19 protein-coding genes are annotated in these 16,152 nt (G+C 38.2%); 8 read left to right on the plus strand and 11 right to left on the minus strand.

Annotated features, from left to right (window positions below; genetic code table 11):
• Positions 1-35 precede the first annotated feature (35 nt).
• A complete protein-coding gene (locus ACINWC743_RS05775) occupies positions 36-419 on the plus strand; it encodes a hypothetical protein (RefSeq protein WP_010590990.1) in 384 nt (127 codons plus the stop codon).
• Between the two features lie 71 nt (positions 420-490).
• Here ACINWC743_RS05775 and ACINWC743_RS05780 read toward each other — a convergent pair whose 3' ends face one another.
• From ACINWC743_RS05780 to ACINWC743_RS05800, 5 genes are all read right to left on the minus strand, one after another.
• On the minus strand, positions 491-1,780 hold the full coding sequence (locus tag ACINWC743_RS05780) for a lytic murein transglycosylase (protein ID WP_009584760.1): 1,290 nt from the start codon (positions 1,778-1,780) through the stop codon (positions 491-493).
• Between the two features lie 627 nt (positions 1,781-2,407).
• A complete protein-coding gene (locus tag ACINWC743_RS05785) occupies positions 2,408-3,529 on the minus strand; it encodes a 5-(carboxyamino)imidazole ribonucleotide synthase (RefSeq protein WP_009584727.1) in 1,122 nt (373 codons plus the stop codon).
• Between the two features lie 15 nt (positions 3,530-3,544).
• Positions 3,545-4,057: a 5-(carboxyamino)imidazole ribonucleotide mutase gene (gene purE, locus ACINWC743_RS05790; RefSeq protein ID WP_004718991.1), complete on the minus strand. Its 513-nt coding sequence runs from the start codon at positions 4,055-4,057 to the stop codon at positions 3,545-3,547.
• A 288-nt stretch (positions 4,058-4,345) separates the two neighbouring features.
• The gene (locus ACINWC743_RS05795) at positions 4,346-4,690 is read right to left on the minus strand and encodes a DMT family protein (protein ID WP_004824031.1); all 345 of its coding nucleotides are present in this window, start codon (positions 4,688-4,690) and stop codon (positions 4,346-4,348) included.
• Positions 4,691-4,755: 65 nt separating this feature from the next.
• Complete coding sequence (locus ACINWC743_RS05800; protein ID WP_005034866.1) at positions 4,756-5,325, minus strand: hypothetical protein; 570 nt, start codon at positions 5,323-5,325, stop codon at positions 4,756-4,758.
• A 205-nt stretch (positions 5,326-5,530) separates the two neighbouring features.
• Between ACINWC743_RS05800 and mpl the strand changes: the two genes are divergently transcribed.
• A complete protein-coding gene (gene mpl, locus ACINWC743_RS05805; protein ID WP_009584736.1) occupies positions 5,531-6,898 on the plus strand; it encodes a UDP-N-acetylmuramate:L-alanyl-gamma-D-glutamyl-meso-diaminopimelate ligase in 1,368 nt (455 codons plus the stop codon).
• A gap of 43 nt (positions 6,899-6,941) precedes the next feature.
• Here the strand turns inward: mpl and ACINWC743_RS05810 are convergent, their stop codons facing one another.
• From ACINWC743_RS05810 to ACINWC743_RS05820, 3 genes are all read right to left on the minus strand, one after another.
• Entirely contained in the window at positions 6,942-7,316 is a 375-nt protein-coding gene (locus tag ACINWC743_RS05810; protein WP_009584757.1) for a hypothetical protein, read from the minus strand.
• Positions 7,317-7,382: 66 nt separating this feature from the next.
• Positions 7,383-7,667, minus strand: coding sequence for a GNAT family N-acetyltransferase (locus ACINWC743_RS05815; RefSeq protein ID WP_004824026.1), 285 nt, complete (start codon positions 7,665-7,667; stop codon positions 7,383-7,385).
• 53 nt (positions 7,668-7,720) lie between these two features.
• The gene (locus ACINWC743_RS05820) at positions 7,721-8,008 is read right to left on the minus strand and encodes a GNAT family N-acetyltransferase (protein ID WP_004824024.1); all 288 of its coding nucleotides are present in this window, start codon (positions 8,006-8,008) and stop codon (positions 7,721-7,723) included.
• 174 nt (positions 8,009-8,182) lie between these two features.
• On the opposite strand from ACINWC743_RS05820, the gene ACINWC743_RS05825 reads away from it, so the two are divergent.
• Positions 8,183-9,391, plus strand: coding sequence for a sugar transporter (locus ACINWC743_RS05825; protein ID WP_035300442.1), 1,209 nt, complete (start codon positions 8,183-8,185; stop codon positions 9,389-9,391).
• Positions 9,392-9,497: 106 nt separating this feature from the next.
• Here the strand turns inward: ACINWC743_RS05825 and ACINWC743_RS25070 are convergent, their stop codons facing one another.
• Positions 9,498-9,623 (minus strand): hypothetical protein, encoded by a 126-nt coding sequence (locus tag ACINWC743_RS25070; RefSeq protein ID WP_009584758.1) that lies wholly within the window; start codon positions 9,621-9,623, stop codon positions 9,498-9,500.
• Between ACINWC743_RS25070 and ACINWC743_RS05830 the strand changes: the two genes are divergently transcribed.
• Together ACINWC743_RS05830 and ACINWC743_RS05835 are read left to right on the plus strand one after the other, a co-directional pair.
• Positions 9,622-10,161, plus strand: a complete 540-nt coding sequence (locus tag ACINWC743_RS05830) for a cysteine hydrolase family protein (RefSeq protein WP_009584749.1) — start codon at positions 9,622-9,624, stop codon at positions 10,159-10,161. The genes ACINWC743_RS25070 and ACINWC743_RS05830 overlap by 2 nt on opposite strands.
• Before the next feature lie 288 nt (positions 10,162-10,449).
• Positions 10,450-11,415: a TerC family protein gene (locus tag ACINWC743_RS05835; RefSeq protein ID WP_009584722.1), complete on the plus strand. Its 966-nt coding sequence runs from the start codon at positions 10,450-10,452 to the stop codon at positions 11,413-11,415.
• Positions 11,416-11,535: 120 nt separating this feature from the next.
• On the opposite strand, the gene ACINWC743_RS05840 is transcribed toward ACINWC743_RS05835, so the two are convergent.
• On the minus strand, positions 11,536-12,120 hold the full coding sequence (locus tag ACINWC743_RS05840; protein ID WP_009584735.1) for a nucleotidyltransferase family protein: 585 nt from the start codon (positions 12,118-12,120) through the stop codon (positions 11,536-11,538).
• A 216-nt stretch (positions 12,121-12,336) separates the two neighbouring features.
• Here ACINWC743_RS05840 and ACINWC743_RS05845 point away from each other — a divergent pair, with 216 nt between their 5' ends.
• Positions 12,337-12,717 (plus strand): hypothetical protein, encoded by a 381-nt coding sequence (locus tag ACINWC743_RS05845; RefSeq protein ID WP_009584754.1) that lies wholly within the window; start codon positions 12,337-12,339, stop codon positions 12,715-12,717.
• Positions 12,718-12,751: 34 nt separating this feature from the next.
• Positions 12,752-13,912 carry a glutathionylspermidine synthase family protein gene (locus ACINWC743_RS05850; protein WP_009584739.1) on the plus strand — a complete coding sequence of 387 codons (1,161 nt, stop codon included), beginning with the start codon at positions 12,752-12,754 and terminating at the stop codon, positions 13,910-13,912.
• Between the two features lie 141 nt (positions 13,913-14,053).
• Here the strand turns inward: ACINWC743_RS05850 and ACINWC743_RS05855 are convergent, their stop codons facing one another.
• Positions 14,054-14,527 (minus strand): hypothetical protein, encoded by a 474-nt coding sequence (locus ACINWC743_RS05855; protein ID WP_004824006.1) that lies wholly within the window; start codon positions 14,525-14,527, stop codon positions 14,054-14,056.
• 221 nt (positions 14,528-14,748) lie between these two features.
• Here ACINWC743_RS05855 and guaD point away from each other — a divergent pair, with 221 nt between their 5' ends.
• The gene (gene guaD, locus ACINWC743_RS05860) at positions 14,749-16,065 is read left to right on the plus strand and encodes a guanine deaminase (protein WP_009584731.1); all 1,317 of its coding nucleotides are present in this window, start codon (positions 14,749-14,751) and stop codon (positions 16,063-16,065) included.
• Positions 16,066-16,152: the final 87 nt, after the last annotated feature.

Genomic DNA, 16,152 nt, shown 5'->3' on the forward strand with positions numbered 1-16,152 from the left:
GTTATTGTGAACTGAAGACGCAATGAATTGAGGAGATGACTGTGAGCTATTATCATATTATTCTGGAAGTAAATGATCATATCAGCACGATTGAGCAAACTCGTGATATTGAAATATATGATATTACTGAACTTCAGCCATACCTCCATTCTATTTTATTGCCTTACTTCAATGAGCAAATTATTGAACTGGAAGATGAAAATATTGAGTTTACAGATATTTTACATCTTGAAATCAAACAAACATTACTTCCAATCCAGCATTTGATCGAAGAAGAACAGAAGCAATTGCCTAGTGATACCGATGTGACTATTACTGCACATGAAATCTTTAATGATAGAGATCACACTCAGGATGTTACTGCGGTCATTTTAGATGTATTAGAAGCTGTCAAAATCGATCAATCTGCGATTGAATAAATCCAATCATTAAAAAGGTCTGCAATTGCAGACCTTTTTATTGTATTCATTGCCCTGAATACAACATATCTTTACTGCATCATACTTTTTGCAGCCTCATTTCTAAATGCTTTTAAAATCTGCTGCCCCGCGCGACCTGTTGGACTTAATCCTAATTTGACCTGTTCTTGTTGAATAGCTTGGCGAGTTTTATCACCAATCAGACCATCAGCATCACCAATCGCATAGCCTTTCTTCAATAAATAGTTTTGAATTTCACGGCGTTCTGCACGAGATGTTCCAGCATCTTCTGTTGGCCAAGCCGTTTGGAACCCTCCTTTACCCTGTAAACGATCTGATAAATGTGCAATTGCAAGTGCATAACTTTCAGCAGCATTATAGGAATAGATTGCATCAAAGTTTTTAAACACCAAGAATGCTGAACCATTTGCACCAGCAGGCATCATTAGACCAGCTTGAGAGCCTTCAGATAAGTTTCCTTGAATGATTGGTGTGCCATCGACACGAGTAAAACCACGATTGACCCAAGAACTGAGTGATTTTTTATTGCGGCGACTTTCTCCAGACACTGATGCACCCGCAGGAATTTTTACCTCAAAGCCCCAAGGCATTCCTGTTTGCCATCCACGCTTTTTCAAAAAATTAGCGGTTGAAGCTAAAGCATCAGAAGTACTTGAAACCAGATCACGACGTCCATCACCATCAAAGTCCACAGCCAATTCTTCATAGGTAGAAGGCATGAATTGAGTATGACCGAATGCACCAGCCCATGAGCCTTTCAGTTGATCTTCGCGTAAATCTCCACGTTGTAAAATACGCATTGTGGCAAAAAACTCACCTCTAAAATAGCTTTGGCGACGCCCTTCACAGCTTAATGTCCCTAAGGCTTGTAATAATGGATATTTTCCAGAAATATCTCCAAAATTACTTTCTACACCCCAAACGGCAACCACTGTTTCTGCAGGAACACCATAAGCAGCCGCAACACGGTTAAGAACATCCCGATGCTGGCTCAGCATTTGACGCCCTTTTTCAACACGTTCTTCATCGACTAAACCTGAAAGATAGTCCCAAATCGGAGTAGAAAACTCTGGTTGATAGTCTAATTTACTAATGACGGAATAATCAGGCGTTAAATTTTGTGTATAACGATCATAGGTTGAACCGCTTACACCAGAGCTCACAGCTTGTGAACGTAAATTTGCAATACAGCTTTGAAAATTAGAATTAGGTGTATAAGTTGTATCTTGAGTTGTTGTCACTGGTGAGCTAGACACCGCCTGACCATTAATAATTAATTCAGCATTGGCATGTGATGCCGCGAATAAAACAGATCCACAAATCAAAGTTAAATGGCGCATAATATCCACAAAAATAGTTTTAAATTTAAATTATCTGAATACCATAACAGCCTGTGAATAAAATGACAGATGTAAAAACGTAAATTTTGAATTCATTTTCCAATTTTAAATTCAAAACTCCCAATATCGTAACTTTGAATTTAAAATAAAGTTATCCACACAAGCTCCCAAAATACAGTTTTAAATTCATTTATGAATTCAAATTAATTCTTATTTTACTGCACATTTTTTAAATTCAAATTGTTCTAGTTTTTATCCACAACACACTCCCAAAATTTAACAATGCGAGTTATCCACAAGATTGATTTTAAATTCAAATCTCCATCAGCTTTAAATTTAAAGTTTTAAATTCAAAAATATTTAACTTTATGTCTTAGATTTTTTGTGGATAAGTCTAGAATGATACAATTGAGTTGGCAGCATGAATGGTTTTGAATTCAAAAAATTATCGATTTTTTGAGATTTAAAATACTTATTTTTAAAGCTCGTTGTTATTTTTATATGTCATTTTTCGATGTAAGTTGAGATCAAAATACCCAAAAAATAAAGGAATGCCATCATACAGAACATCGAAAAAGAAAAAAGCAGCCAACACCTTGACTGCTTTTTTTACACACAATATTGAGTTTAGATGCTCATATCTTCACTTAATGACAGTGGATTTGGCAGAATTTTTGCTAACTGACGGCATAGCGTCGTTAATTCCTTAGAATCATTTGGCATCAACGTGATATGTCCAATTTTACGACCTTCACGTTCAGTCTTGTTATAAAGATGCACATGAGCACCTTCTAATGCTAAAACCTCTTCCAATGGTGGATATTGACCAATGATATTGACCATCACCGTTGGACGTACAACTTCTGTTGAACCTAAAGGTAACCCAGCAACCGCTCGGACATGATTTTCAAATTGCGAGCACACAGCACCTTCAATTGACCAGTGCCCCGAGTTATGCACACGTGGTGCCATCTCATTGGCATACAAGCCTTTTTCAGTGACAAACAGCTCCAAAGTCAACACACCCACATAATTCAAATGATTTAAAAGGCGAGTGATATAGTCTTGTGCAACAGGTTGCAAATCTGAACTATTTGGAGCAGGAACGATCGAATGTGAAAGAATACCATTATGATGATGATTTTCAGCCAATGGCCAAGTTTTTACATCTCCATCAATACCACGTACTGCGATAATTGAAACTTCACGAGAGAAAATAACGAAGCTTTCAGCAATTAACGAACCTGCTGGACCAAGCTCTGTCCAAGCTTGGTCAATTTGATCTTCTGAACGTAATACAAACTGACCTTTACCATCATAACCACCAGTCGCGGTTTTCAGGACAATCGGCAGTCCTAATTCAGCAACTGCAAGCTTGAGGCTATCCAGAGAATCTACCGCTTTATACGGCGCAACTGGAATCTCTAACGCATCAAACAACGCTTTTTCTGAAAGGCGATGTTGTGCAATGGCTAAAGCTTGGCGTGGTGGATGTAAGTCCTTATGTTTGGTCAATACATCTACATCAATCAATGGTGTATTTTCAAATTCCAAACTAAATACATCCGCACTTGCAATAAAGTCCTGCAAGCCATTTTCAGCTTTTGTTGAAAATACTTGCCCTAATATCGCAGATGGACAATCTGTATTGGCTTCAAGAAAAGTACATTGAATATTTAACGGTAGCGCAGCTTGCGCCATCATACGGCCGAGTTGACCACCACCAAAAATACCGATGGTTTTATTCATAACCTGTGTCCCGTTTTAAGCTTGACCCGGAATGTTTTTACTAGCCACTTTATCAGTTTGTGCCGCACGGAAATCTGCAACATTTTTTGCGATCTCTGGACGGGTTAAACCTAAAATCTGTGCTGCCATAATCGCGGCATTGGTTGCACCAGCAGGACCTATCGCCAATGTACCTACGGCAATACCAGCAGGCATCTGCACGATAGACAATAACGAATCAACACCATTTAAAATCGAAGACTTCACTGGCACACCAAGCACCGGTAGATCTGTTTTTGCTGCACACATCCCTGGTAGATGCGCTGCACCACCTGCACCAGCAATAATCACTTGAATACCACGTTCACGTGCTGTTTCAGCATACTCAAATAAGCGATCTGGCGTACGATGCGCAGAAACAACTTCAGCTTCAAAAGGAACACCAAGCTGTTTAAGCATATTGGCAGTGTTTTCGAGAGTTGCCCAATCTGATTGAGAACCCATGATAATTCCAACTAGAGGAGCGTCTTGTACAGCGGCCGCATTCATTGCATATATTCCGTAAACGAATGTAAGGAAGTTTAAATACTGGTGATCAGTGTTTAAATGAATATCAAGAAGCTCGCTATTATAGACTGATTTTTCATCTCACGAAAATTTAACAGACGTAGCAATGCAATATTTTTTAATTTAACCACCTTAAATGCTTGAGTCGAAGGGCAATATCAGGCTGGAGTCCCTAAACAACATAAAAATCGAAAAAGCCATCCAACTCATCAGGTCAAAAAATCATGATGGACGCTTAAATCATCATGATTTTAACTCAGTCTATTGATCTTACTGACTTCTAAAGACAAAAAATACGCATCCCAACAAGCACAATCCTGCCCACAGATAGTCCAATTTAAAAGGCTGTTTAAATAAAAAAATCATAAAAGGAACAAATACCAAAAGTGTGACCACTTCTTGAGTAATTTTCATTTGTCCCAATGACCAACCATGTTGAGCCAAAAGGCGAGTCGCAGGAATCATAAAGCTGTATTCAAGCAGGGCAATCACCCAACCAAATAAGATGGCTTGCCACAAAGGTGCTTCATGGAGGAACTTTAAATGACCATACCAAGCCAAAGTCATAAAACAATTGGAGATAATCAGCAATAAAAGCGGTAGAGATAAAGCCATTTTTAGCTCAACAATGATGTATGCCTCAATAGATTACACTGCATTTTTTTAAAAGTGAAAAACCTTCAATCTCGATCATGCTGACGCGCGTACCAATACACATGATGAGCAAAGAATCTAGATTTGGCATGAAGGGGAGAAAACTCAAGCTCACTTTGAGCTGTTTTTAAAAATTTAAGTAATACTAGACGCTTTTCTTCATCAACGATATTTCTATAAGAAGAATCATTTAAAAATATTTTTTGACCCTGATCAAGATAAAAATGAATGGAAACTTTTGAATTGAATAATAAAGGTGATTTGGTTGAATAATCATAGCTGTAAAAACCTAAAATTTCCTGTTTGGCATATTTTTGTGGCGCTTTTTGATTGAATTGAAGATACATATACTGATCATCAAACCAAATGGTGACATCTTTAGAAAATAGTCGGATTATCCTTGTCGTTGTAGCAAAATAAAGCAAAAACGTTAAGCTTACTGGACCTAAATAAAAACCGTCACCCAACAAAGAATAATAGGCAATGCCATAAATCAACATCATTGGCAAAGCAATCAATAAACTACTGATCGAAGAATAAGGATAAACCTGATTTAAGACGAATTTTTTTGCTGTTCTTTTCCGAGATTTTGACATGTTTGGCAATAATAAAATTTATGCAAGCACCTATATTCAACTGCAAATATGCAGGATTTTATCCACAAAAGCTATGCTTTAAAATCGTAACAAGAAAAACTATCTTTTCGCTTTAAGCCTTGCTATCGTTGCTCTCAAATCAAATGAATCGGCTACACCACAAGCACAAAGTGATGAGTCTATAAAAGCACTGGAGTTAAAACGAATGCATCTGCATATTTTGGGTATTTGCGGCACCTTTATGGGCTCATTGGCATTATTGGCACGCGATTTAGGTCATAAGGTTACGGGTTCAGATGCAAATGTTTATCCGCCGATGTCAACCCAGCTTGAAAATGCAGGTATCACCTTGATGCAAGGCTATGACCGTAGCCATTTACAGCCCCACCCAGACCTTGTGATTGTTGGTAATGCCATGAAACGTGGTATTGATGCTGTTGAATATATGTTGAATGAAGGTTTGCCCTATATTTCAGGACCACAATTTCTTGCTGACCATGTATTACAAGCTAAACATGTCTTAGGTGTTGCAGGCACACATGGTAAAACCACCACCACAACCATGTTGGCATGGGTGTTGGATCAGGCAGGATTAAATCCAGGCTTTTTAATTGGTGGTGTACCTTTAGGTTTTAGTGAAAGTGCACGTTTAGGCGGAGGAAAATACTTCTGTGTCGAAGCAGATGAATATGATTCTGCATTCTTCGATAAACGTTCTAAATTCGTACACTATCATCCAAAAACTGCGATTTTAAATAATCTTGAATTTGATCATGCCGATATTTTTGATGACTTGGCTGCGATTCAAAAACAATTCCATCATTTAGTCCGCACCATTCCCAGCGAAGGTCGCATTATTGCACCGATCACTGAAACCAATATTGATGAAGTTCTGCAAATGGGGTGTTGGACACCAGTGGTTCGGACTTCATTAGATGCCAACGACAGTGCTGAAGTCTATGCGGAGCAACTTTCTGCGGATGGTTCACATTTTAAAGTCTTACAACACGGCGTAGTCAAAGGCGAAGTTCAATGGAATATGACAGGGCAGCATAGTGTTGCCAATGCCTTAGCAACGATTGCTGCTGCAGAGCACGTAGGTGTCGACATTGCAACGGCTTGTGAAGCCTTGTCGAATTTTGGCGGAGTGAAACGCCGTATGGAATTGCTCGATACTGTAAAAGGTATTGAGGTATACGATGATTTTGCCCATCATCCAACAGCGATTGATACAACCTTAGAAGGTGCACGCAAACGCTTAGGCGAACGTAAACTATGGGCAGTCATTGAACCACGTTCAAATACCATGCGTATGGGTAGCCATAAAGATGGGTTGGCGTATTCTGCACGTTTGGCAGATGAAGTCATTTGGTATCAACCTGAAGGCTTGGATTGGGATTTACAGCCCGTGATTGATGCAGCCACAAATAAAGCTGTTGTGGCTCGTACCTTAGATGAGATTATCAATACCATTCGCACTGAGGCAGGCGAGGGCGATGCCGTAGTGATCATGTCGAACGGCGGTTTTGGTGGATTACACCAAAAACTAATTACTGCATTAAAAGCAAAATAAGTTTTCTAGAAATGAAAAAAACCACAAAATGTGGTTTTTTCATTTAATCTGGGGTCACTGTTTTCTGCAAAGCTTTAAAATCTTTAAGTTTGACCCATCCTTCAACCAAGTCATCTTCTATATGTTGATTTGGATCATTAAATACCACATAGACCCACGCTTGTTTTTCCCGATCTTTATACACTGAATATGCTGTAACATTATCATTTTGAATAACAAAAGTATCATTCATTTTACAAAAGTTTTTAGGCGCTGAATAAAAATATATACGATGTTTCGATTGAGCCACTAATTCCCAACGTGGGTTGATCTCTTGCTCTTTTTGATAAGCGCGTAAGTTTAATTCAAAACAACTTTCTGCATAACTCAGTATAGGGCTGATCAATAATGATAAAGCGATCAGAATTTTTTTTAACATGTTGAAGTATCTAACTCAATTTTAACAGTCCAATCCAGGTAGGACATTAAATGTATGTATATCTATCTATGCTTTGACATCTGCAAAGCTTTTTTCACGTTTAAACATCACGTCCACATATGAACATGTTGGCACAATTTTTAGTTGTTTTTCACGCGCAAATTCAACCAAAGTATCTAATAATTGGCGGGCGATACCCTGACCGCGTAGGGAATCATCAACCCAAGTGTGGTTGGCAATAATCTGCTGTTCACCACTCCAAACATAGCTGATTTCAGCAATACGCTGTCCTTGAGGATTATCTAAGAAAAACTCACCCTTATGTTGATTATCGATATGTTGGAATTGCATCTATTATTTCTCATTAATGATTTATGACACAATTCCACTTTAACAAAGCAAACTTAAGATTTCAAAACATCATGTATCGATTGATCTTTATCAAATACAGATTTTGAAAAAGGGCATAGAGGGATAATTTTCACATTTTTTGAACGTGCCATATCCACCACTTGATCCAATAACTTACGTCCCACACTTTGACCACGCAACTCATCTTCTACAAGTGTGTGATCAATAATCAACATATTTTCACCTGCCCATGTATATGCCATTTCAGCCAAATGGTGACCGTCTTCACCAATATAAAACTCACCTTTTTTTCCATCATCTTTGTGTCTAATTTCTAACATTTTATTTACTCTTTATATACATACAAACTTAAAAGCACATTCAAAATGCCATAAGTTTATTGGGTTTATTGTTAAGTTTTGTCCGACAATCCTAATTTTTATGTATCAAAACTTAAGCTTAACTTTATGCAAAAATCAGCCTAAAATTTAGTGCTAATCTTTGAAAATATGATCATGTCCAGTTCCTCTTCCCAAACGCCCACACCCCAATCTGCCCCCAGTGAAACGCAGCAATGGGTCAGTGTAATCAGCCTTGCCTTTGCTGCTTTCATTTTTAATACCACAGAATTTGTACCCGTAGCTTTACTCAGCGATATTGGTAAAAGTTTTAGTATGCAAGCAACGGATGTCGGCATCATGATTACTCTATATGCATGGGTAGTTGCGCCGATTTCTTTGCCTATTATGCTCCTCACCAAAAATATCGAAAGACGCTTTTTGCTGATTGGCTTATTCATGGTTTTCGTTGCCAGTCATGCCTTGTCTTATTTTGCATGGAGTTTTGATGTACTGCTTGCCAGCCGAATTGGTATCGCATTTTCGCATGCGCTATTTTGGTCGATCACTGCCTCGCTAGCCGTTCGTGTCGCACCCAAAGGTAAGGAGTTTCAAGCTTTAGGTCTATTGGCCACAGGTACAGCGCTGGCGATGGTCTTAGGTATTCCTTTTGGCAGAATGGTGGGAGAATCTTATGGTTGGCGTAATACTTTTGGCTTGATCGCCATTGGCGCAGCTGTTGTCTGTTTAATTTTAGCCAAAACATTACCACGCTTACCGAGTGTCAACTCTGGTTCTTTAAGCAGCTTAAAATTATTTCTAAAACGCCCAAGTTTGATGATGGTCTTTGCACTCACTGTGATTGTGATTACAGCACAGTTTACGGCTTATAGTTATATCGAACCTTTTGCCTTAAATGTTGCACATTTTAGCTCAACACAAACCACAACCTTATTACTCATCTATGGCGCAGCAGGCTTTTTTGGCTCCTATTTATTTGGAAAATTTGCTAAAAAATATCCCAAATTGCCGATCCCACTCAGCAGTCTGATACTGGCGATTTCTATGCTGTTATTGACCACATTAAGCATCGATTTTGTCAGTTTCAGTGTGTTGAGTTTGTTCTGGGGAATGGCAATTATTTGCTTTAGTTTAGCTCAACAAGCCAAAACATTAAATTTAGCTTCTGATGCAACAGATGTGGCGATGGCCATTTATTCTGGGCTTTACAATGTCGGTATCGGCGGTGGGGCACTTCTTGGAGGTTTAGTTACTGCCAGTTATGGGCTAAATCATATTGGTGTGGTTGGCGGTATCATTGCTGTATTGGGCACACTGCTTGCCTTAGTGCTGGTACAACGTAAAGATTTTATTCAAAAAGCGTAAATTTACAAATTTTAAAGTGACATCTCAACTCAATAAGTTTAATTTAATCAAAGTTATCTAGTTATTATATGATGATCAATGCAAACTTTCTTTTTCATTAGATTATTTACCACCACACTGCATCGGCAGTGTGGTTTTTTGCATTTAAAATAAATTGTAAAGCCAACCCTGCCAAATGTGCGGGGTTATTTTTTGGCTCCGTGATTGGGCACATCGTTACGGAGAAACTCATGTCAGACCCTCAAAACAAACAAGCCTTAATTGTTGTTGATATGCAAAATGGTTTGTTTTATGCATCGCAACCTCCATTTGAAGCTGATCGATTATTAAAAAATATCAATCAACTCATTGCATACGCTCATTTAAAACACATTCCTGTATTTGCAATTCGTCATGTGGGTGCTGCCAATACTGCTATGGCACCTCATAGTCCAATGACTCAATTGATTGCAGAATTAAACATTGATCATGATGTTGATCAGGTGTTGGAAAAAACTCGCCCAAATTGTTTTTTTCAAACTGATTTAGAACAACGATTGAAGTCATTGAATATACAAGAGCTGATTGTTTGCGGTTTAAAAACTGAATTTTGCATAGATAGCACTTGTCGTGCAGCAAAAGATTTAGGATTTAAGGTGCAATTGATTTCAGATGCACACAGTACTGTTGATTCAGCCGTACTCAATGCGCAGTTGATTATTCAACACCATCATCAAACACTCAGTCAGGCTTTTGCACAGCTAAAAACCTGCGCTGAATTTTGTATATAATTTGAGCTACATAAAAATACATTCAATATTTGCACATTTCAAATAAATGTGCGATTCTCTGCGCATATAAAGAAATTTTTATTTCTTACACAGTTTATTGAACAAGGGGAGTAGCCTCCTCCAATCAGAATATCGTCATTACGCTTTTAAAAGCCGGTATCTGAGCATTTTAGTCATGTTATAAACGCTAAAATGTAGGCAAGACCTTGATCATGTTGATACAGATGTTTAATCATCTGGCAACAGGTCAAGGTTTTTTATGCCTGATTGCCAGATTCGGAGAATTTTATGGAATCTATAGGCAATCCATGGCTGTATTTAGCGTTCTTCGCTATCGTCATCGTGATGTTACTGATTGACTTTTTAGGCTTTAAGCAAAAACAAGGTCAAGACGTTAAAATTAAAACTGCTGCCTACTGGAGTATTGCGTGGGTCAGTGTTGCTGCTTTATTTGGTGGCGGTTTATGGCTATATTTACAGCAAACTGCGGGTGTTGCCATAGCCAATACTAAAACCATGGAATACTTTGCAGGCTATCTCTTAGAAAAATCCTTAGCAATTGACAATGTTTTTGTTTGGTTGATGATTTTTGCTGCATTTGCAATTCCCCAAGGCTTACAGCGTAAAATTTTACTCTATGGTGTATTAGGCGCAATTATTTTACGTACTCTATTTATCTTTATTGGTGCTTGGTTCGTTCAAGAGTTCTCTTGGGTCCTCTATATCTTTGGTGCTTTCCTCGTTTATACAGGATTCAAATTCCTGAAAGGTCAAGATGAGGAAGAAACCAATATCGAAGATATGGCGATTCTAAAATGGCTACGTAAACACATGCGCATTACACCTAAACTGGAAGGCGCTAAATTCTTTGTCCGTCAAAATGGTGTACTTTGGGCAACGCCGTTATTTCTAGTATTAATTTTAGTTGAAGCATCTGATGTGATCTTTGCTGTCGATTCAATTCCAGCTATTTTTGCGGTCACCAGTGATCCTTTTATTGTACTCACGGCGAACTTAATGGCAATTTTAGGCTTGCGTGCGATGTTCTTCCTATTGTCTGGTGCTGCGTCTAAGATGCACTATTTACCTTACGGTTTAGGAATTATCTTACTGTTCATTGGTTTTAAAATGTTAATGTTGGATGTATTCCATATGCCAATTTGGATTTCTTTAGGGTTCATTGTTATTGTATTGACCATTACCGCTTGGCTGTCGATCCGCCATAACAAAAAGCATCAGGAAACCCGTTTATAAAACTAAACCAAGCCTTCCACTCGGAGGGCTTTTTTATCAGGACATCCTAAGCAAGGAATGCGTTTTAAATACCACTTGATCATGGGATGCTTTGGAATATTGAATTCATTCTTTACCGAGCTATTCCTGATCTCTAAATGGTTGATCGACAATGACCAATTTGTCCCATCTCTGCAAAAAACGCTTAGACGCGATTCGTTGTACAAAGGTGGCATAACTGACTAAACGAGCATTCCATCTTAACTTTAACTCAAATAAATCATTGAGTCCAAAAGGCGCAATCCATTCTAATTGACCAGACTGTTGTAGACGAACAGCTATTGCAGTTGAGGTTTCAACCCAAACAGATAAAGCATCAAATAATGAAGAATATTGACTAATCGCATTCCCATCATCGGTTTTGTACCATAGATGAACATAGGCTTGATTGACCACATCCCAATCATTGCTTGGGAATTTTTGTTTTAATTCTTGGCTTAAACGCCGTTGTTGTCTCCCAGTATGATCCTTTAGATCATAAAAAATCACATCAATCTCGGTGTTATCAAGACAATAAACCTGATCGTGTAAATTAGACCATACCATATTGCGAATGACCCCTGCACTCAAATAGGCATCTGCATGTAGTTCTCGCAAATACTGTAACCTCATCATCAGTTGAGGGAAGCTATAAATCATCTGTTCAAGCTGTTTTGTATAGTTCATGGCTCTTTTTATTCAACGCTATTTCGCAATCATTCAATGTCTAAATGGTTTGAATATCGATTTATTTTCAGGCGATTATCCAGATAAAAAACAATTTTATAAATCACAGACTGTACATTCAACATACATCCTCATATCATACAGCGCATAAAACAATTTCTTTTTATCATGTTATAAAGCAAATAGATAAAAATACTCGATGATCTAAGGCTAATCATGCGTTCAAAAAAAATCAGTCTGGTTGTAGTCCCTCTTTTAATTACAGCATGCAGTAGCAATAACAAACCCCTTGTTCAAGATGTTTATAATAGCCAATATGACTGTTCATATGACTGGAACACTGATCTCTGTGAAGAGGAAACAGCATCAAGTTCTTCTGGTAGTCATTCTTCTGGTGGATACTATGCTGGCTCTCGCTTTATTGGTCCACAATATTATGAAGGCAATCGCAAAGTAAATTATTTAGGACGTAAAGTTGAACCCTCTACAAATCTAAGTGTTGGACAACCACAGGTTTCTCAAGTCACCAAAAGTAATAGCAAATCTTCGCCTGTGCGTGGAGGCTTTGGGCGCAGTGGGTTCTCTTTTGGTGGTTAGACATCTTATACGCAATCTTATGATTTAGAATATTATGAAAAGAAAATGCTTCCAAGCTCGTCCCAACTGGCAACAAGAACACGAAAAAATTGGTTTTGATTATTACAACTTACCTTCTCTGGATGGCTCCATTTACTGGTCTGAAGGGGTTGCTTATGAATTTACCCTAAAGCAAATTGAGCAACTTGAAGATGCCTCGAATGAATTACACCAGATGTGCATGCAAGTGGCTGGAGAAATCATTCAAAAAGGTGATTATCCTGATTATTTTCAAATTCCACAGGCTGCAATCCCACTCATTGAACATTCATGGCACAACCATGCACCCATGCTTTATGGTCGATTTGACTTTGCCTATGATGGTCGTCAAATCAAAATGCTGGAATACAATGCAGATACACCCACGGGGTTACTCGAAGCCTCAGTTGCTCAGTGGCATTGGATTGAACAAGTGGAAAATATTCCGCATCGTGATCAATTCAACAGTATTCACGAAGACCTGATTAATCGCTGGAAAACGATTTTTCCACGAGGTTCGCATATTCATTTCGCTGCTTGCCAAGAAGCCGGACGTGAAGATTGGGGTAATCTCGAATATTTAATGGATACGGCGTTCCAAGCAGGACATCGTGTGTCCGAACTTTCGATGGAAAATATCGGATGGGATGGACAAAACTTTGTGGATTTGAATGATCAATCGATTGATCAGCTATTTAAACTGTACCCTTGGGAATGGGTCTGGGAAGAAAACTTTTCTCAATATTTAAAACCCACAACACAATGGGTAGAGCCATGTTGGAAAATGTTGCTGTCAAATAAAGCAATTTTGGTAGAACTTTGGAAAAAGTTTCCAAACCATCCTTATTTACTTGAATCCCATGCCTTCGATACCAATGTTTCGTTACAAGGCAAATGGGTGAAAAAGCCTATTCTCGCCCGAGAAGGCGCAAATATCCGTGTAGTAGAAGATAATATTGATCAGGGCGCTGCTTCAGGAAGCTTCTACTTTGATAATTATGATAAATACGGTTATATTGCGCAAAAATGGGTCAATACCCCATTGTATGACGGTAAACTTCCAACACTAGGTTTATGGATGGTTGGACATACTTGTGCAGGTATGTCGATTCGAGAAGATGAATTTGACATTATTGGGAATGATGCACATTTTGCAGCCCATTATTTTATAGAGTAATTTTAAACAGACCAATATTCAGTTCAACACTGTCATTCTTTTGGCGATTAAACATTTAAAAAATCTATAAATATCATATCCACTATTTAAACTGAGGGATTTATCCAGTGAGATAAATCCCTTTTATGACTCTGCTTATTGTTAAATTGTATGATCCGCAACACGTTTCATGTATTGATTTAAGCGGGTAAAAAACACAATCTGCAAAAAAATCGTAAAGGCAGAAACACACCACTCATACCACATTTCAAAAGCAGTATTTTCAAGATTAAAAAATTGATAAATGCCGAGCAGAATCAAACCAAAAGCAATTCCCGCAACAGTGGTCTGCAACAAAATAGGGAATGAGAGTGCAGTGACACGATTCATAAAATGCACGCCCTCATCACCACCGTTTGCAGCATAGCAACGTTGAATGCCAACAAACATAATGATCAGCGTCAATATGCCTTCTAAACCAATCACACGAGCATCATAATAAGGCGAAAACATACCATAGTAATAAACTGCACTGACCACTAAAGCAGCGATCAAATAATAATTCTTATAATGGCGTTTTTCTAAAGTATCTTCTGCTAGTTCATGCGCCAAAGCTTTGGTATTCCAAAAATACATAAATATTATTTTCTCTTATTTCCATCATTTGCCGACACTGTACCTATTCTTAGATTAAAGATAAAGTCACAAACTCAAATATTCGTCTAATGCTTTTGATTTTTTCACAATCTTCAACATCAATTACATTTTTGAGCACACAAGAAAATAAAACTGCTTACAGCAGCTTAAATAAATTTCAGGTACAATCAATCGAAAAAAGGATAAATTGCAGGTTTTACATGTCTTCTGTTGTGCAGAAAACGGCGATTCGCGGACGTTTTCTTGATATTCAAAATACCGTTTCCCAAGCCACTCAAATTTTAGATCAAACGCGTTATATTGAAGATGGGTTATTGATTACTGAACAAGGTAAAATTATCTGGTTTAGTGATTGGGAAGCAGGGCAGTCGCAATTAAGTAATGATATGAGCGTTGATCATTATCCTGAACAGTTGATTGTACCTGGTTTTATCGACACTCATATTCATTTCCCACAAACAGAAATGGTGGGTGCCTATGGTGAACAATTATTAGAATGGCTCAATACCTATACCTTTCCAACAGAAATTCAATTTGCAGATAAAAACTACGCAGATAAAATCGCACAGTTTTTTGTTCATGAATTACTAAAAAATGGCACAACAACAGCACTGGTTTTCTGTACAGTACATCCGCAATCTGTGGATGCTTTATTTGAAGCTGCAGAACGTCATCAAATGCGCTTAATTGCAGGTAAGGTGATGATGGATCGTCATGCACCAGAAGAGCTGACCGATACTGCTGAAAGTGCTTATCTCGACTCAAAAGCACTGATTGAAAAATGGCATGGCAAAGGTCGTAATCTTTATGCCATTACGCCACGCTTTGCACCAACCTCTACACCAGAACAGTTGGCAAAAGCAGGGCAATTAAAAGCAGAATATCCTGATGTTTATGTTCATACGCATTTAAGTGAAAATAAAAACGAAATTGCTTGGGTCAAAGAATTATTTCCAGAACAACAGGGATATTTAGATGTTTATCATCATTATGGGTTAACAGGGGAGCGTTCTGTTTTCGCCCATTGTGTTCATTTAGAAGAACACGAATGGGATTGTATGCATGCAACTGATTCTGCGATCGCATTCTGTCCAACCTCCAACTTATTCTTGGGCAGTGGTTTATTTCCATTAAAAAAATCTTGGGAAAAACAAGTTAAAGTTGGTCTTGGAACTGATATTGGCGCAGGCACCGCATTTTGCCACTTACAAACACTTAACGAAGCCTACAAAGTTCAGCAACTACAAGGCGATAAACTTTCAGCCCTGGAATCGCTTTATCATGCAACGCTTGGTGGTGCTAAAGCGCTGCATTTAGATGATCGATTGGGCAATTTCAATGTAGGCAAAGAAGCAGACTTTGTTGTGCTGAATTTAAAAGCAACCGGATTACAGCAATTGCGTCAAGAGCGAGCAAAAAATATTGAAGATGCATTATTCGCCTTATTCACTATGGGGGATGATCGCAATATTCAAGCCACCTATATTTATGGACAAAAAGCCTATGCACAAGTCTGAAAAAAATCCTAAATCATCACCCTCCAAGAAAAAACTTCTTTTGATAGGGGGTGTTTTTATCGTATGTGCGCTGTTGTTAAAACAAGA

Source organism: Acinetobacter sp. WC-743 (assembly GCF_000335555.1).
Lineage (GTDB): Bacteria > Pseudomonadota > Gammaproteobacteria > Pseudomonadales > Moraxellaceae > Acinetobacter > Acinetobacter bereziniae.